The sequence below is a fragment of the Pseudomonas sp. B21-059 genome, assembly GCF_026016285.1.
Classification (GTDB): Bacteria; Pseudomonadota; Gammaproteobacteria; order Pseudomonadales; family Pseudomonadaceae; genus Aquipseudomonas; species Aquipseudomonas danubii.
The window spans coordinates 5,048,804-5,065,627 of sequence record NZ_CP087201.1; the positions used below are offsets into that span (position 1 = coordinate 5,048,804).

The window sequence follows — 16,824 nt, forward strand, 5'->3', positions numbered from 1 at the left end:
CCGGGTGTCGAAGGATCGGCATGACGCCCGACGGCGGTATCATCGACGAGCAAATGCCGGTCTGCCAGGCAGTGCATCAAGGGATGCGCAGGTCATTATCAAATGGAGTTAACGATGGCGCATGACAGCAGTGCGATAACCGGGATTGAACTGGAACAGTTCATGGACCGCCTTGAGGCGCAACAGCAGGACCAGGAAACCGATACCCTGCTGGCCCAGTTGCAAGCACAGCCGCTGCGGGCCGACTCCCTGGCCTCGATCGACCGCCTGCACACGCTATGGATGCAGGCCGGTGATTCAGCCGCGGCCCGCGCCGTTATCGCAGAGGATGGCCATGCCCTGCTGCAAGCCGTGCATGAGCCTGCCCGCGCTGAGTTGATGATGAACCTGGCCATCCTGCGCTTGCGCATCGCCAGTTATCTGGACGACGACGCAACCTTGCTTGAGGTGCTCGAACAGCTCAACCAGATGGCTACGCAAACCCTGGACTTCAATGTCGAGCACTATCGTCGCTACCGAATCTTCGACGAGCTGGAACAGGGTCGCCTCGAAGTCGCGCTGAAAACCATCGAAGTGCGCTACGCCCTGACCTTGAGCAATCCTGCCCGTGCGGCGCTGCGTGCCTGGGACGCCGCCGACCAGTATCAACGCCGCGCCCGCGTCCTGGCCTTCCACGACCGCGGCGAAGAAGCCCGGAGCGCCGCGTTGGAAGCCGTCAACGCCTTACGCACTGCCGGCCCCGACCAGGACATCGATGAAGGCGACTGGCTGTGGCTGGGCAACTCCCTGATCGAGATCATCCCGTTACGCCTGGCGCTGTTCGAACAACCCATCGCCCAGCTGACTGCTGGCCGCTCGCTGCCCCAGCGCCGCGAATGGGAAGTGCGCACCGCACGCCTGGCCGCCCGCGCCCTGCACGCCCAGGGTGATCTGGCCGGAGCGTTAAAAGTCTGCAATGCCGCAGCCCTGAGCCTGGATTCTGACGGCGGCAACAATTTCATCGAGTACGAACTGCCTTGGCTGATGGAAGCCGGGCGTATCGACGAAGCGGGGTTTCGAGCCTTCATCGACGTTTATGACAGGCAAACCGAGCTCTGGCCGGCCACCGCCCGCCTGGTTCTCGACCGCCTGCAAGATCCCCAAGAGCACAGTGCCTGGTGGCCGATCTGCGTGATGCGCGCCTGTATTACCGAAGAAGCACTGCAGAGTTTTCTCGAAGCGCTGCCGAACATCGAAACCAGCGAGCCCGATACCACCCCACTCCTGGCGGCCCTGTACCAGGCCATGGAAGATCTGGAGACACGCGACTCCCTGTTTGCCCAAGCCCGCGCCGAAGCCCTGCGGCGTGCCCCCGAGCAGCCCTGGATCACCCGCCTGACCGCGGTGCATGACGCAGAGCGCGGCCTGATCGACGCGGCCACCGAAGCCAGCCTGCTGCAGAACGCCATCCAGGCAGGTCGCATGCAGGACAATCGCAGTGCGTTCTCGCTGTTTGCCGCTCGGGTCAACAGTCTGGGAGTGATCGAAGCACTGAAAGCACCGAAGCCGGTGCTGTCCTGCGGAAAATACGCCTACAACTACGCACTGAGCATCGAAGATCTGGCAGAGACCGAAGCCGACAAGTTGCCCAGAGACGCCCGAGACCAAGCCTATTCGTTGCTGCGCGAAGCGCAGAAAGACGCCTACGAGCAGGGCCAGGCCCACATGGAGCGCTACTTCGCCAGCGGCAGCGGACATCCCTACGATGCCTGCGCGCACCTGTACTCCATGCTCTGCAACAACCTGGCGATCAACTATCGCTACTACAACCAGATCCGCTACGAAGACGCCATCGAGTTGCACGCGCGCGGCATCGCCGCCAGCCCGTTCGCCGAGCACTACAACGGCCTGCTCAGTGCGCGTATCTGCCTGGAAGATCTGCCTGGCATCATCGATGCCGCAGAACAGCTTTGGCATTACTCGGCGGAGTTCGGCTATAGCCGCCACGACCCGAATGAGTACGTCGCCTCCGTGGCGTACGCCCTGTACAAGCTCGATCGCGACAATGAAATCCTCATCTGGCTTGAACGCTTGCTCAAGTGGCAGGAAGAGCAAGGCGTCAGCGATCAGCAATTGGACAGCTCCGCGCTGTTCGCCCGGATTCAGGTCGCACGCTACCTGGCCCATGCCCATCCCGACAACGCCGACAGCCTCTGGCAACGTTACGAGCCAGCAGTGCTGTCCTTGAACGAAGTCTCGGTCATGTCCAGCTCGGTGGACTTCCTCAAGGCCCGCGGCCGCACCGCCGAAGCCATTGACTACTGTGCACGAACCCTGGCCCTGTGCGCCCCGGACGATGACTACGACATCAGGTGCCGCGCCCGGATCGAAGAAATCCTGAGCGAGCTGCAAGCCCCGACTCAACCGACCGCCAAGAAAAACTGGTGGCAGATATGGAAGTAAGCGCCGACAAGCGCAGCCCCAGCTACGCCCCGCGCAACCTGCTGAATGCCGATGAACTCAAACGCGGCATCACTCAGCGCAGCCAAGGGCGCGGAGACGAGGACGCGGTACAGGGTTGGTTGCTGAATCACTTCTATCGACACCTGGTGGGCAACTTCGAACCCGCACGGCGCATCCAGACCCTGGAGGACGCCTGTGCAGCGCTGGGTACCGATACGCCGCCGGCCTGGGTGAGCGGGTACTTCGACAGCGCTGCCAAGGCACAGCCCGAAGACTCCGCAAAGGCCGTGGCGACGCTGGTATGGGTCGACCCGCAGGAGCCATTGCTGTTGCAGCAGGAACTGCAACTGGTGGAGTTCCTGACCTCGCGCAAAGGCACGGCACTGGAGGGTAAACTGGAGCGCATCACTTGCCCGCAGGCCCTGGCGCTATGGGAAAAAGAGCACGCACAGATGGCCGCACGGGTCGATCAGGGCTGGCGCCAGAGCTCTCCCGACGCCCTCAATGTGACGGTCTCCTGCGCCGAACACACCTGGGTCGAACTGCGCCCGGAAAGCCCGATGCTACGGGCTGAAATGGCCTTCGAAAGCTATGTGATGCGTCACTGTCTGGGGCAATTCGCCAACCGCCGGGCCTTGACCGGCGGCTACGGTGAACGCTATGCCGAAGCCGTGGAGCAACAGGGCATGCGCGTGTTCAGTCTGCGTGATGCTCAGGGCCAGCCCCACATCACCGTCAGCCTGATCATCCAGGACGACGGCGCACTGACCGTGGAGCAAGTCAAAGGCAAGCAGAACCGCCCGCCCATCGAGCGCTACTTCCAGGACCTGCTGCGCCTCCTCAACACCCTGGGCACCGACCTGCAGACGCCAGCCGACTGCATTGCCATCGGCATCGTCCGCACCGATGCCGGCTGGTTGCGTATCGAGGAAGTCAGCGATGCGCAAGCCCAGACCCGCCTGGTGGCTCGCTACCCGCAACTGTTCTACCGACTGGACGCTCCGTCGGCCATGGTCGAATGGCTGGTGGCGGCCCGTCAGTCCGACTTGCTGCTAGAGGTTGCCCCCCAGGCGCCATCGGTCAAGTACGCCACCCGCCATATCTTCAAGAAAAGCCCCCGGCCACAATGCCACCCCGACGACCCGCTGTATCGGACCGAAGGCGTGCCCTGGACGGACATGTCTGCGCCCCAGGCCGAGGAAATCGTGGCCTGGCAGGCCAGGAACCGGTGAAACGCACATGATGACGATAATTGCCGTAGCCTTCGGCGCCTGGCTGGTATGGCGCTACTTTCGCCGCCAGTCGCCCACCTCTCTGGTGGTGTTCACGCCGCGCAAACGCTGGGCACTGAGCCTGGCGCAACCCATGGTGGATGCCACAGGGATGACCGGCTTCTTCGATCCCGAGACAACTCATTTCATGGATCAGGCGAAAGCCTCCCTCAGGGCCCCGCTGCTGCACCAGATCGGCTTTCGCAGCAACGCCACGGACGACGAAGTCCGCGAGCACTTGGACAGCACCCTGGAACGCCAGTGGTTCCGGGTTGACCTGCACAGCCTGAACGCCAGCGACGACCCGCGAGCAGCAATGGCCTTCGCCTGCGTGCGCAGCGCCTTCTTTGTCCGCTGCGCAATGTTGATGGGCTGGATAGACACCGAGAGCGGATGGCGGATCATGCTCCTCAATGCCCAACGCGCTCAGGATTGCTTCAGCGACTGGGAGGACTTTGGCAGAGCCTTCATGCTCGGGCGCAACCAATGGATCGCAGCGTTCAGGGCCGACTCTCTGGGTGAGGTGTTCAATGAAACAAGCCTGAACCGACTGCTGATGCCCGGTAGCGGCATCTGGGCTGGGGTTGCCTGGCAGGGGCTGCCGGCGTTGTTGCCTGTAGCGGATTGAGACCGCGAAGGGATGGTGTCCCAGGGCAGGTTCGAACTGCCAACCTTCCCCTTAGGAGGGGGATGCTCTATCCAATTGAGCTACTGAGACAAAACGGCAGGCGCCTGATATTTCATGGCGCGTGGGACGGCGTGCATGTTAACGGCCAAGGCCGCATTTGTCATGTTATCCATAGGGCTTTTTGCACGAGCCGTCAGGAGCGCTCCGCTCGCTCATGGCCTCGTCGTGCACATTGCATCACTGCAAAAAGCCATCATTGCAAAATGCAATTCAACAATCCCCAGAATCCATCTCAAGTTATTGTTTTTAAAGAGTTTATCTGCAGTTAAACTCTTGGCACGCAGGCTGCTTTATCAGTGGGTAAAACACTGCGGAGATGACGCCCATGAACAGTGCCCTGTTTCTCTTGAATGCGATCGCCATTGCCGTACTAGTGGCCTTTCACTTTCAACCTGTAGACAACGCTGACCCTACCGGACTGTCTACCGCTCGTTACAACCAGCACCCGGTACCGCAGCTGGCAGTCATGAACACCCAGGTCGAGCCTCGCAGAGTGGCTCGGGTCACCCAGGAAAAGAGCCCGCAGCAACTCGCCGCCACGCCAACCGAAGGCTGGATTTTTTAAGACCAAGACTTCAGGAGTCTCCGATGTCCACCGCAGCCAAAAGCCTGCTTATTCTGACGTTAATCAGCGCTATCGCCGCCTTGCTGCTGCCTGAAGCCCCCTTGGGCAAAGCTGCTCTGATCATCTGCGGCTCAATGTTCAGCCTATTCCTTTTGGCGCTGTTGGCCGGACGCAAGATCAAGTTCGACCCGATATTGCGCTGATCCCGTGCTCGCTCAGTATGGCCAGCAGATGTTCCAGGGTTATCGTCAACTCACAGGAATTGTCTAGGCGCACAACCTGCTCGTCATCCAGCCAGGCAGAAGAGGCAAACTGTTCGTTGCGCTGTAGGCGACGCTCTATCTCCGGCAGGCTTTCCCTGCCTCTACGCAGCAGGCGACGGCGCAATACCTCGGTATCGACCATCAGAACTATCGGAACTAAATCAGGATAACGTTCCCGTGCCTGTGGCAAATGGCCTCTAGAGCCGTTGATCAATACATTCCGCCCCTGCGCCAACCAAGTATCGATTTGCACGGGAATGCCATAACCCAGACCATTAGCTCGCCAAAACAAGGCAAAATCGCCCCGGGCCACCCGCCGCTCGAACTCCTCGACAGTGACCTCTTGCGCCTCCTCACCCACCGACTCGGCCGAGCGCGTGATCACCCTTCTTACAACCTCACATCCCAATGCACTTAAAGGCTGCCTGGCCGCATCAATCAGGCTATCCTTGCCGGCCCCTGAAGGCCCCATCAAATAAATCAGTCTACCCGGCATGGGCTGCCGCTCCGGACAGCACAACTAGTAAATCGGCCATTTGCCACTATCCTCTAACAGGTAGGGATTACGCTTTCATCCGCATAGCATGCACCTTCACAAGTGCACTGACACTCCCGTCGGATGGGAGAATGCGGCCAACAACGCGGGCCCGGTGATCTTTTCAAACCAGTCCGCATTTCTGATAATTGGTGCTGGCATAACGCCTTTATCCAGTTCAATATTTGTCACAGAATTGACGCCAAGGATCTGGCAATTTTGAGGCATGATGCGGGCCTCTTAACAATTCAGGTTGAACATTTGGCAATCAGGCTTGTCCTAAAAGACAGCTCGCGGCCAATTCCGAGAACCGCTCCCCTGAACTAACCGGTTAAATATATGCGCCCATTGAAACAGGCAATTTATTCCAGCCGTACGGCTGACAAGTTCGTCGTACGTCTACCCGACGGGATGCGTGAACGCATTGCCGAGGTGGCTCGCAATCATCACCGCAGCATGAACTCCGAAATCATCGCGCGCCTGGAGCAGAGTCTTATTCAGGAAGGTGCCTTGGGTGAAGAGTTGAGCATGCGTCTGGACAGCCCTGAGCTGTCCTTGCATGAACGCGAACTGCTTCAACGCTTCCGCCAACTTTCACATCGCCAGCAGAACGCTTTGGTTTCGCTGATCGCCCATGACGCCGAAATGGCCGCAGACGCCAACTGATTTCACCCTGAAAGCTCAAGCCAGCCTAGTTGCTGGCTTTTTTTTGCCTGCGATAAAAGCAACGAAGCGCCATAAAGGCGCTTCGCGAATAAACCGATGTGCAAGGCTGGCTCAGAGCAGGAAGATCGTCGCCAAACCAAGGAAGATGAAGAAGCCGCCGCTGTCGGTCATGGCAGTAATCATTACGCTGGCGCCCATTGCCGGGTCACGCCCCAAGCGCGCCAGTGTCATGGGGATCAGGACCCCCATCAGGGCTGCCAACAGCAGGTTCAAGGTCATCGCGGCGGTCATCACCACTCCCAACGACCAACTTCCGTAAAGCATGTAAGCGACAACTCCGATCACTCCTCCCCAGACCAGACCATTGATCAGGGCTACAGCCAGCTCCTTGCGCATCAGGCGTGAAGTATTGCCGGTACTCACCTGGTCCAGGGCCATGGCCCGGACAATCATGGTGATGGTCTGATTACCCGAATTGCCGCCGATACCGGCAACAATCGGCATCAAGGCCGCCAGGGCTACCAGCTTTTCGATAGAGCCTTCGAACAGGCCAATCACTCGGGATGCGACGAACGCCGTGATCAGATTGATTGCCAGCCAGGCCCAACGGTTACGAAGGGACTTCCAGACCGAGGCGAAGATATCCTCCTCTTCCCGCAGACCGGCCATATTGAGGACTTCGGTCTCGCTTTCCTCACGAATCAGGTCGACCATTTCGTCAATGGTCAAACGGCCAATCAGCTTGTCGTTCTTGTCGACCACCGGAGCCGAGATCAAGTCATAACGCTCAAATGCCTGAGCCGCATCGTAGGCATCTTCATCCGGATGAAAGCTCACCGGGTCGCTGGCCATGACTTCCGCGACCTGCTTGTCTGGATCATTGACCAGCAGGCGCTTGATCGGCAGCACCCCCTTGAGCACGCCGTCGTAATCCACCACAAACAGCTTGTCGGTATGGCCCGGCAGCTCCTTGAGACGACGCAGGTAGCGCAGAACCACTTCAAGACTGACGTCCTCTCGAATCGTCACCATCTCGAAGTCCATCAGCGCACCGACCTGCTCCTCGTCATAGGACAACGCGGAGCGAACGCGTTCACGCTGCTGGCCGTCAAGGGCCTCCATCAACTCATGGACTACGTCTCGCGGCAGCTCGGGAGCCAAGTCAGCAAGTTCGTCGGCGTCCATCTCCTTGGCAGCAGCCAGGAGCTCGTGATCGTCCATGTCGGCGATCAGGGTTTCACGCACGGAGTCGGATACTTCGAGAAGAATATCGCCGTCACGCTCAGCCTTGACCAACTGCCAGACGGTCAGGCGCTCTTCCAGAGGCAAGGCTTCAAGGATATAGGCAACGTCGGCAGAGTGCAGATCATCGAGCTTGCGCTGCAATTCGACGAGATTTTGCCGATGGACCAGGTTCTCGACCCGATCGTGATGGTGACCTTCCTGACGGTGTGTCAGGTCTTCAACCACCCGCTGGCGCTGCAGCAGCTCAACGACTTGAGCGAGGCGGTCTTGCAGGCTTTCCTGCGTTTTCTTTACTTCTACTTCGGTCATAGGCGAACTCCACTCCCAGCAGAGGAGCACGCCGGAAGGATCAATCAGTCAGTTCATGATTGTGAAAACGGGATACTGAGTAACTACTGGGTAAGTCCATGGAGGTATTCCACAAGCCCCGGCGGGGCTGACGGGCGCAATGATACACCGCTTGGCAGTTTTAAATGTTAAAAAATCGCGGCAAGAACAAGCGCTTGCGGCATAAACCTGAGTAGCGTCCGAATCTATGAGATTGCGACGCCCCGGCAGAAAAAGAAAACACACACGCAGAGAAAAAAGTTCGGCGACAGACAGGGCATTCGACTTCCGAAGATCAAAGCTGTTCCAGCCGGACGAGCAAAAAGAGCGACAAATAAAACGCAGAAAGCAAAAAGCCCGCATCTTTCGATGCAGGCTTTCTGATGTATGGTGCACTCGACAGGATTCGAACCTGTGACCGCTCGGTTCGTAGCCGAGTACTCTATCCAGCTGAGCTACGAGTGCATTTTGTGTTTTTAGACCAGACCACAACTGGTTGAAGCCAAGTTAACTACATTACTGCAACCAACTCTTAAATGGTGCACTCGACAGGATTCGAACCTGTGACCGCTCGGTTCGTAGCCGAGTACTCTATCCAGCTGAGCTACGAGTGCATTTGTTGCCGCGCATTATAGGCCGTTAAATCTTTTTGTAAAGCACTTTTTCTAGTAATTTCAACAACTTACAGAAAAAGCCAGATTACAACGTACTAAACAAATAATGGCGGAGAACGGGGGATTCGAACCCCCGACACCCTTTTGAGGTGTACTCCCTTAGCAGGGGAGCGCCTTCGGCCACTCGGCCAGCTCTCCGCAACACGGGGCGTATATTAACCAGCTTTCTCCCCGTTTGCAAACAAAAAAAACGATAAAAATTAATGGCTTGGTTCTTCGTCCTTCTCTTTCTTTATCCGCAGGTAAATTTCCTCACGGTGAACCGCCACTTCTTTGGGGGCGTTGACACCAATACGCACTTGATTACCTTTGACGCCGAGCACGGTCACAGTGATCTCGCCATCACCAATGATCAGGCTTTCTGCGCACCGACGAGTCAGAATCAGCATACCTATCTCCTCACGCATTACATTTTCAGGGACTACAGTCTGCAAAAAAAAGGGTGTCGGCCTACAACCTGGTCGGCTGCAGTCCTACACGCCTAAGTATTGACTAGCACGGGCAAAAGAACAGTTTTCTCCCGTGCCGATCAAAAACACAAAGGGCGCGGTCAGACCGCGCCCCTTTCAAACACTTATCACTCGCCCTGGCGGGCTGGAGCGTCAAGCTCAAACGCGGTGTGCAGCGCACGCACTGCCAGTTCCAGGTACTTCTCTTCGATCACTACCGAAACCTTGATTTCGGACGTGGAGATCATCTGGATGTTGATGCTTTCCTTGGCCAGGGCTTCAAACATGCGACTGGCCACACCCGCGTGGGAGCGCATACCGACACCCACGATCGAGACCTTGGCAATATTGGTATCACCGACCACTTCACGGGCACCGATCTCACGAGCGGTGTTTTCCAGCACAGTCTGAGCCGCCAGGTAGTCATTGCGGTGCACGGTGAAGGTGAAGTCGGTGGTGTTATCGTGCGAGACGTTCTGCACGATCATGTCGACTTCAATGTTCGCCGCACTGATTGGGCCGAGAATCTTGAAGGCCACGCCAGGATTGTCTGGCACGCCACGGATAGTCAGCTTGGCTTCATCGCGGTTAAAGGCGATGCCGGAAATGATCGGCTGTTCCATGGATTCCTCTTCATCAATAGTAATGAGGGTGCCCGGACCCTCCTGAAAGCTGTGCAACACGCGCAGCGGAACGTTGTACTTGCCAGCAAACTCGACCGCGCGGATCTGCAGCACCTTGGAACCGAGGCTGGCCATTTCCAGCATTTCTTCGAAGGTGATTTTGTCCAGACGCTGAGCCTTGGGTACCACACGTGGATCAGTGGTATAGACGCCATCTACGTCGGTATAGATCTGACACTCATCAGCCTTCAGGGCCGCTGCCAGCGCCACACCAGTAGTGTCGGAGCCGCCACGACCCAGCGTGGTGATGTTGCCGTGCTCGTCAACGCCCTGGAAACCGGCAACCACAACCACACGACCGGCCTTCAGATCACCACGAATCTTCTGATCATCGATCTGCAGGATTCGCGCTTTGTTGTGAGCACTATCGGTAAGAATACGTACCTGGTTGCCGGTGTAGGACACCGCAGGAATACCGCGCTTGATCAACGCCATGGCCAGCAACGCAATGGTCACTTGCTCGCCGGTGGAGACGATCACATCCAGCTCACGGGGAACCGGTTTAGCTTCGCCACTGATCTGCTTGGCCAGATCGATCAGGCGGTTGGTTTCGCCACTCATCGCCGACAGCACAATCACCAGGTCATCGCCGGCTTCGCGGAACTTCTTCACCTTGTCGGCGACCTGCTCGATCCGCTCGACAGAGCCGACCGAAGTGCCTCCAAATTTCTGTACGATCAAAGCCATTTTCTAAGCCGCCTCAGCCCGTAAAGGGGCGCCCGTTAATCAATCAAACTGCACAGCGCATGGACCCGCCACTAGACGACGGGCCCGGCTCGGCGCCTTAAATACCCTGCTCGACAAATGGCACGGTCAGGGCCAGTGCCGCATCCAGCGCAGCAGCATCAACACCACCGCCTTGAGCCATGTCTGGACGACCACCACCCTTCCCGCCCACTGCCGCAGCGGCTTGTTTCATCAAATCACCGGCTTTGAGTTGGCCAGTCAGGTCCTTGGTTACACCTGCAACCAGTACGACCTTTTCCTCATGGACACTGCCGAGCAGGATCACTGCGCGGCCGAGTTTGTTTTTCAACTGATCCACCAGTGCCAACAGCGCCTTGCCGTCCTGGCCATCAAGACGCGCAGCCAGCACTTTCACGCCCTTGACGTCTGCCGCCTGGGCGGACAGATCGTCACCCGCAGCGCTGGCAGCCTTGGCCTGCAACTGCTCGAGCTGCTTCTCCAGCAGACGATTGCGCTCCAGCACCGCCGACAGCTTGTCGATCAGGTTGTCGCGGCTGCCCTTGACCAGGGTCGCCGCTTCCTTGAGTTGTTCTTCCGCAGCGTTCAGGTACGCCAGGGCCGCAGCACCGGTGACCGCTTCAATACGCCGCACACCGGAAGCCACACCGCCTTCGCTGGTGATCTTCAGCAGGCCGATGTCGCCGGTACGGTTGGCGTGAATGCCACCGCACAGCTCCACCGAGAAATCACCGCCCATGCTCAGTACGCGCACGCTGTCGCCGTACTTCTCGCCGAACAGCGCCATGGCGCCCTTCTTCTTGGCGGTGTCGATGTCGGTTTCTTCGGTTTCCACCGCAGTGTTCTTGCGAATCTCGGCGTTTACGATGTCTTCCAGCGCCTTGATCTGCTCAGGCTTGATCGCTTCAAAGTGGCTGAAGTCGAAACGCAGGCGCTGACTGTCCACCAGCGAGCCCTTCTGCTGTACGTGCTCGCCCAGTACCTGGCGCAGTGCGGCGTGCAGCAAGTGGGTGGCCGAATGGTTCAGCGAAGTGGCGTGACGCACGTCGGCGTCGACCTGAGCATCAACCGCAGCCCCAACGATCAGACTGCCCGACGCCAGTACGCCGTGATGCAGGAACGCACCGCCGGTCTTGGTGGTGTCGCGCACATCAAAGCGTGCATTGCCGGCCTGCAGGTAACCGCAGTCACCGATCTGTCCGCCGGACTCGGCGTAGAACGGAGTCTGGTCGAGAACCACAACCCCCTCTTCGCCTTCATTCAGTACGTCGACCGATTGCCCTTCTTTATAGAGAGCGACCACTTTGGCCGAACCGCTGGTGGCGTGATAGCCGGTGAACTCGGTGGCGACATCGACCTTGACCAGGCTGTTGTAGTCCATGCCGAAGGAACTCGCGGAACGGGCACGTACCCGCTGGGCTTCCATCTCGCGCTCGAAACCTTCCTCATCGAGGGTCAGGCTGCGCTCACGGGCGATGTCACCGGTCAGGTCCATGGGGAAACCGTAGGTGTCGTAGAGCTTGAACACCACGTCGCCCGGCACTACCGAGCCTTCGAGTGCCGCCAGATCCTGCTCGAGGATCTTCAGGCCCTGCTCCAGGGTCTTGGCGAACTGCTCTTCTTCAGCTTTCAGCACACGTTCGATATGCGCCTGCTGGGATTTCAGCTCTGGGAAGGCTTCGCCCATTTCGGCCACCAGGGCCGCGACGATCTGGTAGAAGAAGCTGCCCTTGGCCCCCAGCTTGTTGCCGTGACGGCAAGCGCGACGAATGATCCGGCGCAGTACGTAGCCACGGCCTTCGTTGGATGGCAGTACGCCATCAGCAATCAGGAAGCCGCAGGAACGGATGTGGTCAGCCACCACTTTCAGCGAGGCCTGGGCATCGTTGGTGCAACCGATGGCCTTGGCCGCTGCGTCCAGCAGGCTCTGGAACAGGTCGATTTCATAGTTCGAATGCACATGCTGCAGCACCGCGCTGATCCGCTCCAGGCCCATGCCGGTATCCACCGACGGCGCTGGCAGCGGGTGCAGCACGCCATCGGCGGTGCGGTTGAACTGCATGAACACGTTGTTCCAGATTTCGATGTAACGGTCACCGTCCTCTTCAGGCGAACCGGGTGGGCCGCCCCAGATATCGGCGCCGTGATCGTAGAAAATCTCGGTGCAAGGGCCGCACGGGCCAGTATCGCCCATGGTCCAGAAGTTGTCGGAAGCGTAGGGCGCGCCCTTGTTGTCACCGATGCGCACCATGCGCTCGGCCGGCACCCCGACCTCTTTGGTCCAGATGTCGTAAGCCTCATCGTCGCTGGCGTAAACCGTGACCCAGAGCTTTTCCTTCGGCAGGTTCAGCCACTTGTCGGAGGTCAGGAAGGTCCAGGCGAACGTGATCGCGTCACGCTTGAAGTAGTCGCCGAAGCTGAAGTTGCCCAGCATTTCGAAGAAGGTGTGGTGACGAGCGGTATAACCGACGTTTTCCAGGTCGTTGTGCTTGCCGCCGGCGCGGACGCACTTCTGGCTGCTCACAGCGCGGGTATAAGCGCGCTTTTCCTGGCCCAGGAAGCAATCCTTGAATTGGTTCATCCCCGCGTTGGTGAACAGCAGGGTGGGGTCGTTGCCTGGGATCAAGGAGCTGGAGGCTACACGGGTGTGGCCTTGCTCTTCGAAGAAGCGGAGGAAGGCTTCACGGATTTCTGCGCTTTTCATTAGGTTCTTCCACGGAGACTGCGGCCAAAGGCCTGTGCGCAACGTCAACAGACGAAACGACGGCAAAGGGCCGCATTATATCGGCGTTAATCACTTGGTACAGCGTGTTTGTACGATACAAACAGTCAATTGGACGGAGAACACTGTCAGTTACGGGAAAACTCGGCAAAAGTGCGCACCACTTGTTCGATTTGCCCGGAACTGACATCCAAATGGGTCACCAGACGCAGCCGTGACGCGGCACTGAGGCTGATACCTCGCTCGGCGGCGAACGCCTTGAGGGCTTCGGCCCTATCCCCCATCTGCACATACACCATATTGGTCTGCACCGGCTCGACACTGAAGCCCGCCTGGCTCAGCCCCTGGGCCAGCAGCTGCGCATTGGCATGGTCATCCGCCAGACGTTGCACCTGATGCTCCAGGGCATACAGCCCCGCTGCCGCCAACCCACCGGCCTGGCGCATGCCACCACCGACCATCTTACGCAGGCGCCGCGCCTTGCCGATCAGTTCACGGGAGCCGCACAACACCGAGCCCACTGGCGCACCGAGCCCCTTGGACAGGCACACCGATACCGAATCGAAGTGTTCGGTGATCACCCGGGCATCCACCCCTAGCTTCACCGCCGCGTTATACAAGCGCGCACCATCCAAATGCAGGGCCAGCCCCCGCTCACGGGTAAAGGCCCGGGCCTGGGCGAGGTAAGCCAAGGGCAGCACCTTGCCCTGCATGGTGTTTTCCAGGGCCAGCAAGCGCGTGCGGGCAAAATGAAAGTCATCGGGCTTGATCGCGGCCGCCACCTGATCCAGGTCCAGGGAACCGTCGGCCTGGAGCTCCAGCGGCTGAGGCTGGATCGATCCCAGCACCGCGGCACCACCTCCTTCATATTTATAGGTGTGGGCCTGCTGGCCGACGATGTACTCATCGCCTCGCTCGCAGTGGGCCATCAAGGCCAGCAGATTGCTCATGGTGCCGGAAGGTACAAACAGGGCCGCGGCAAATCCCAGGCGTTGTGCCAGTTCCGCCTCCAACTGATTGACCGTCGGGTCTTCGCCGTAGACATCGTCTCCGGTACGGGCGCAAGCCATGGCCTCGAGCATGCCGGGAGTCGGCTGGGTCACGGTGTCACTACGAAGATCGATCACGCTCATCACATCTGGCTCCAACTACGAGGGACCGCAAGGTCCGCGCTGAACAGGGGGAATTCCCTTTCGAAACGAATTACTGCGGCCCCACGGCCGATTAATCAAGCAGCAACTGTAGAAAACCTTGTGCTACAGGGTGAAAAATCTGATGAACATTATCCAAAAGGCACAATGCTTCCCCGCCAAATCTGTGTTAAAAACTCACCGCCCGCGAAAAACTCGCGGGCAATCGTTCTCAGGGCGGGGTGTAATTCCCCACCGGCGGTAATTGCGCGCAATGTGCATAGCCCGCGAGCGCTTGGCGATGCCCGTGGCAAGTCCACAGGTGACGACAAGGTCAGCAGACCCGGTGTGATTCCGGGGCCGACGGTCATAGTCCGGATGAAGAGAGAACGGGATTGGCGCCAAAGGGCCGCTGCCGGGCAGCTCGTGGGAAATCCACGGCCGTTCTGCGCGCACCCTTAAATCCCATTCGATTCATATACGCCCTGTTTTTCATACAAACAGGAGTCAGAACAGATGCAACCCACCGCAATCGATAGCAAAAGCAAACACCACCCCAACGAGCGCGTCGCCTTTATCCAGGCCTGCTGGCACAAGGAAATCGTCGATCAGAGCCGCCAGGGGTTCGTCGCGGAAATGCTCGCCCAGGGTTATCAGGAAAGCGATATCGACTTCTTCGAAGTCGGCGGCGCCTTCGAGATTCCTCTGCACGCCAAACTGCTGGCCAAGTCCGGTCGCTACACCGGGATCGTCGCTGCGGGGCTGGTGGTGGACGGCGGCATCTACCGCCATGAGTTCGTCGCCCAATCGGTGATCAGCGGCCTGATGCAGGTGCAGTTGGAAACCGAAGTGCCGGTATTCTCCGTGGTGCTGACCCCGCATCACTTCCACGCAGGCGAAGAGCATCAGAAGTTCTTCTTCGAGCACTTCGTGCACAAGGGCCAGGAAGCGGCAAAGACCTGCGCCGATACCCTGCAGAAAGTTCGCGCCCTGCGCCGTAACGAGCAGCGTGCGGTTGCCGTTTAAGCGATAAAAGCATCGCCGGTCACGCCGGCTCCTACAGGATCGTGTAGGAGCCGGCGTGCCGGCGAACCTCAGGCCAGGCCGTCAGCCGATGCCGGCACAATCAGAATCCCCGCACGCAGGCCGTTCTTGACCTTGGGGTTTGGAAAAATGATCCGCGCGCCCTCTTCCTCGATGACCCAACGGGTCTGGGCGATATCCTCGGCCAGCAGGTAACCCACTTCCAACTCGGAAAAGTTCTCGACGTCCGCCGGCAAATGCAGGTGGAAGCTGTCGCTGTGCTTGATGATTTCCCGCGCCACGCTGAACAGTTTCAAGCCATCGAGGGTGTCCTGTTCGGGCTCTGGCTCGGTGCCTTCGATGATGTGCTTGAGGCGGGTTTCCAGGCGCTCGACATTAACCCCCTGGTTCTGCCCGAACGGCCGTGCCTTGCCCAACTCCAGGGTGAAGGACTCGGCACCCAGCTGATCGTAGGTGTAGGCGCTGAAGACAATGGAAGGCTTGTTCTGCAGCAGCACCGCCTCCATGCCCGCCGCCCGCAGGCGCGCCAGTTCACGGCGCGAATGCTGGCGCCCATCCTTCCACGGATAGAGGGCAAACTGTTCGATCTTCGAGCCACGGATCGCCGTGTGCAGATCGTAGTGCAGGCGTTCGCGCCCCGGCAGGTTGAAGAAGCTCGCCGCCAGACGTTCCAGCTCGCAAGCCCGCAGGGCTTCGAAACCACTGCTCAATTCATGCCGGCCGTTGAACAGCCGGTTGACGTCCTGCTCGACGAATCGCTCGCCACGGCGCATGGCCTCGGGGTTGCCGAACAGGAACAGAATGCGTGCCCTGGGCTTCAAGTCGCCCCGGGCAATGTCATGCAACAAACGGTCGAGCAGCTCGATGGGGGCTGTCTCGTTGCCGTGGATACCGGCGGACAGCAACAGGTCCAGACCGTTATCCCGAGCTTCGGGCGGCCGTACTTCCAGGGCGCCCTCGCTCAGCCAGCGCATGCGCACGCCGTCGACAGTCAGTTGAGTCTTCTCTGCCGGCTCGCGGCCGGCGAGGGTCAGTTCAAGCAGTTTGCCGAGGGCGAGCATAAAGCGGCTTCCTTAGTGAGCGTGACCGCAGTCAGGGCCATGCACGTGATCATCTTCACCAGCGTCGGCCGGTTCCATTTCCAGTTGCAGGCTGACCAGGTTGGTTGCCAGCGGACGCAGCAACAGGCTGGCGTATTCGGCATCGCCCTCTTCCACGTCCACGCCGATCAGCAATTGGCCACGGCCGTCCTGCTGGATCCACACTTCCTTGCCCTGCCACAGCACCGCGAAGCGGGTGCAGGAGGTTTGCAGTTGGGTGCCGTCGGTGTCTTCAAGGATCAGTTGCAGGGTATCGCTCATGGGGGTCGTTCTCATCTGGGGTGAAGCGGCGCGCCCGGGATCGCCGGGCGCGGG

The 16,824-nt window shown here is 59.2% G+C and carries 15 protein-coding genes, 4 tRNA genes and 1 riboswitch; of the genes, 7 read left to right on the top strand and 12 right to left on the bottom strand.

Features of this window, described 5'->3' with window-relative positions; genetic code table 11:
* The first annotated feature begins 114 nt into the window (after positions 1 to 114).
* The 3 genes from LOY69_RS22195 to LOY69_RS22205 are packed head-to-tail and all read left to right on the top strand — an operon-like array spanning position 115 to position 4,341.
* Positions 115 to 2,442, top strand: coding sequence for a hypothetical protein (locus LOY69_RS22195; RefSeq protein ID WP_265073601.1), 2,328 nt, complete (start codon positions 115 to 117; stop codon positions 2,440 to 2,442).
* On the top strand, positions 2,433 to 3,674 hold the full coding sequence (locus LOY69_RS22200; protein WP_265073602.1) for a hypothetical protein: 1,242 nt from the start codon (positions 2,433 to 2,435) through the stop codon (positions 3,672 to 3,674). The genes LOY69_RS22195 and LOY69_RS22200 overlap by 10 nt, the downstream gene beginning before the upstream one ends.
* A 7-nt stretch (positions 3,675 to 3,681) precedes the next feature.
* Complete coding sequence (locus tag LOY69_RS22205) at positions 3,682 to 4,341, top strand: DUF1266 domain-containing protein (protein ID WP_110651457.1); 660 nt, start codon at positions 3,682 to 3,684, stop codon at positions 4,339 to 4,341.
* 13 nt (positions 4,342 to 4,354) lie between these two features.
* Here LOY69_RS22205 and LOY69_RS22210 read toward each other — a convergent pair.
* Positions 4,355 to 4,431 (bottom strand) — tRNA-Arg (locus LOY69_RS22210).
* A 295-nt stretch (positions 4,432 to 4,726) separates the two neighbouring features.
* Here LOY69_RS22210 and LOY69_RS22215 point away from each other — a divergent pair.
* On the top strand, positions 4,727 to 4,966 hold the full coding sequence (locus tag LOY69_RS22215) for a hypothetical protein (RefSeq protein ID WP_102880589.1): 240 nt from the start codon (positions 4,727 to 4,729) through the stop codon (positions 4,964 to 4,966).
* A 23-nt stretch (positions 4,967 to 4,989) separates the two neighbouring features.
* Entirely contained in the window at positions 4,990 to 5,169 is a 180-nt protein-coding gene (locus LOY69_RS22220) for a PA3371 family protein (RefSeq protein ID WP_102860694.1), read from the top strand.
* Here LOY69_RS22220 and phnN read toward each other — a convergent pair.
* Positions 5,144 to 5,725: a phosphonate metabolism protein/1,5-bisphosphokinase (PRPP-forming) PhnN gene (gene phnN / locus LOY69_RS22225; RefSeq protein ID WP_265073603.1), complete on the bottom strand. Its 582-nt coding sequence runs from the start codon at positions 5,723 to 5,725 to the stop codon at positions 5,144 to 5,146. The two genes, LOY69_RS22220 and phnN, sit on opposite strands and share 26 nt — an antisense overlap.
* A 378-nt stretch (positions 5,726 to 6,103) precedes the next feature.
* On the opposite strand from phnN, the gene LOY69_RS22230 reads away from it, so the two are divergent.
* Positions 6,104 to 6,430 carry an Arc family DNA-binding protein gene (locus LOY69_RS22230; protein WP_016968184.1) on the top strand — a complete coding sequence of 109 codons (327 nt, stop codon included), beginning with the start codon at positions 6,104 to 6,106 and terminating at the stop codon, positions 6,428 to 6,430.
* A gap of 111 nt (positions 6,431 to 6,541) precedes the next feature.
* Here LOY69_RS22230 and mgtE read toward each other — a convergent pair whose 3' ends face one another.
* The 8 genes from mgtE to ltaE all read right to left on the bottom strand — a co-directional run bounded on the left by mgtE (position 6,542) and on the right by ltaE (position 14,368).
* Positions 6,542 to 7,984 carry a magnesium transporter gene (mgtE, locus tag LOY69_RS22235; protein ID WP_102860692.1) on the bottom strand — a complete coding sequence of 481 codons (1,443 nt, stop codon included), beginning with the start codon at positions 7,982 to 7,984 and terminating at the stop codon, positions 6,542 to 6,544.
* A gap of 406 nt (positions 7,985 to 8,390) precedes the next feature.
* A tRNA-Arg gene (locus LOY69_RS22240) sits at positions 8,391 to 8,467 on the bottom strand.
* 72 nt (positions 8,468 to 8,539) lie between these two features.
* Positions 8,540 to 8,616, bottom strand: a tRNA-Arg gene (locus LOY69_RS22245).
* Positions 8,617 to 8,723: 107 nt separating this feature from the next.
* Positions 8,724 to 8,814: transfer RNA gene (locus LOY69_RS22250), tRNA-Ser, on the bottom strand.
* 62 nt (positions 8,815 to 8,876) lie between these two features.
* Positions 8,877 to 9,065 carry a carbon storage regulator CsrA gene (gene csrA, locus LOY69_RS22255; RefSeq protein WP_002554426.1) on the bottom strand — a complete coding sequence of 63 codons (189 nt, stop codon included), beginning with the start codon at positions 9,063 to 9,065 and terminating at the stop codon, positions 8,877 to 8,879.
* A 188-nt stretch (positions 9,066 to 9,253) separates the two neighbouring features.
* Positions 9,254 to 10,495 (bottom strand): aspartate kinase, encoded by a 1,242-nt coding sequence (locus tag LOY69_RS22260; protein WP_102860691.1) that lies wholly within the window; start codon positions 10,493 to 10,495, stop codon positions 9,254 to 9,256.
* A 97-nt stretch (positions 10,496 to 10,592) separates the two neighbouring features.
* Positions 10,593 to 13,217: an alanine--tRNA ligase gene (gene alaS, locus LOY69_RS22265; RefSeq protein ID WP_102860690.1), complete on the bottom strand. Its 2,625-nt coding sequence runs from the start codon at positions 13,215 to 13,217 to the stop codon at positions 10,593 to 10,595.
* Positions 13,218 to 13,363: 146 nt separating this feature from the next.
* Positions 13,364 to 14,368 (bottom strand): low-specificity L-threonine aldolase, encoded by a 1,005-nt coding sequence (gene ltaE, locus LOY69_RS22270; protein ID WP_102860689.1) that lies wholly within the window; start codon positions 14,366 to 14,368, stop codon positions 13,364 to 13,366.
* A 221-nt stretch (positions 14,369 to 14,589) separates the two neighbouring features.
* Positions 14,590 to 14,760, top strand: a riboswitch (FMN riboswitch).
* 121 nt (positions 14,761 to 14,881) lie between these two features.
* On the opposite strand from ltaE, the gene LOY69_RS22275 reads away from it, so the two are divergent.
* Positions 14,882 to 15,391, top strand: coding sequence for a 6,7-dimethyl-8-ribityllumazine synthase (locus LOY69_RS22275; RefSeq protein ID WP_102880592.1), 510 nt, complete (start codon positions 14,882 to 14,884; stop codon positions 15,389 to 15,391).
* A 68-nt stretch (positions 15,392 to 15,459) separates the two neighbouring features.
* On the opposite strand, the gene astE is transcribed toward LOY69_RS22275, so the two are convergent.
* Together astE and LOY69_RS22285 are read right to left on the bottom strand one after the other, a co-directional pair.
* Positions 15,460 to 16,470: a succinylglutamate desuccinylase gene (astE, locus tag LOY69_RS22280; protein WP_102860687.1), complete on the bottom strand. Its 1,011-nt coding sequence runs from the start codon at positions 16,468 to 16,470 to the stop codon at positions 15,460 to 15,462.
* Positions 16,471 to 16,482: 12 nt separating this feature from the next.
* Positions 16,483 to 16,770: a topoisomerase II gene (locus tag LOY69_RS22285; RefSeq protein WP_102860686.1), complete on the bottom strand. Its 288-nt coding sequence runs from the start codon at positions 16,768 to 16,770 to the stop codon at positions 16,483 to 16,485.
* Positions 16,771 to 16,824 lie beyond the last annotated feature (54 nt).

Coding starts and splice junctions, on each gene's coding strand:
- phnN (WP_265073603.1), bottom strand. CDS start 5,725: ATGCCGGGTAGACTGATTTATTTGATGGGGCCTTCAGGGGCCGGCAAG.
- LOY69_RS22285 (WP_102860686.1), bottom strand. CDS start 16,770: ATGAGCGATACCCTGCAACTGATCCTTGAAGACACCGACGGCACCCAA.
- LOY69_RS22230 (WP_016968184.1), top strand. CDS start 6,104: ATGCGCCCATTGAAACAGGCAATTTATTCCAGCCGTACGGCTGACAAG.
- LOY69_RS22205 (WP_110651457.1), top strand. CDS start 3,682: ATGATGACGATAATTGCCGTAGCCTTCGGCGCCTGGCTGGTATGGCGC.
- astE (WP_102860687.1), bottom strand. CDS start 16,470: ATGCTCGCCCTCGGCAAACTGCTTGAACTGACCCTCGCCGGCCGCGAG.
- LOY69_RS22275 (WP_102880592.1), top strand. CDS start 14,882: ATGCAACCCACCGCAATCGATAGCAAAAGCAAACACCACCCCAACGAG.
- LOY69_RS22220 (WP_102860694.1), top strand. CDS start 4,990: ATGTCCACCGCAGCCAAAAGCCTGCTTATTCTGACGTTAATCAGCGCT.
- LOY69_RS22215 (WP_102880589.1), top strand. CDS start 4,727: ATGAACAGTGCCCTGTTTCTCTTGAATGCGATCGCCATTGCCGTACTA.
- mgtE (WP_102860692.1), bottom strand. CDS start 7,984: ATGACCGAAGTAGAAGTAAAGAAAACGCAGGAAAGCCTGCAAGACCGC.
- csrA (WP_002554426.1), bottom strand. CDS start 9,065: ATGCTGATTCTGACTCGTCGGTGCGCAGAAAGCCTGATCATTGGTGAT.
- ltaE (WP_102860689.1), bottom strand. CDS start 14,368: ATGAGCGTGATCGATCTTCGTAGTGACACCGTGACCCAGCCGACTCCC.
- alaS (WP_102860690.1), bottom strand. CDS start 13,217: ATGAAAAGCGCAGAAATCCGTGAAGCCTTCCTCCGCTTCTTCGAAGAG.
- LOY69_RS22200 (WP_265073602.1), top strand. CDS start 2,433: ATGGAAGTAAGCGCCGACAAGCGCAGCCCCAGCTACGCCCCGCGCAAC.
- LOY69_RS22260 (WP_102860691.1), bottom strand. CDS start 10,495: ATGGCTTTGATCGTACAGAAATTTGGAGGCACTTCGGTCGGCTCTGTC.
- LOY69_RS22195 (WP_265073601.1), top strand. CDS start 115: ATGGCGCATGACAGCAGTGCGATAACCGGGATTGAACTGGAACAGTTC.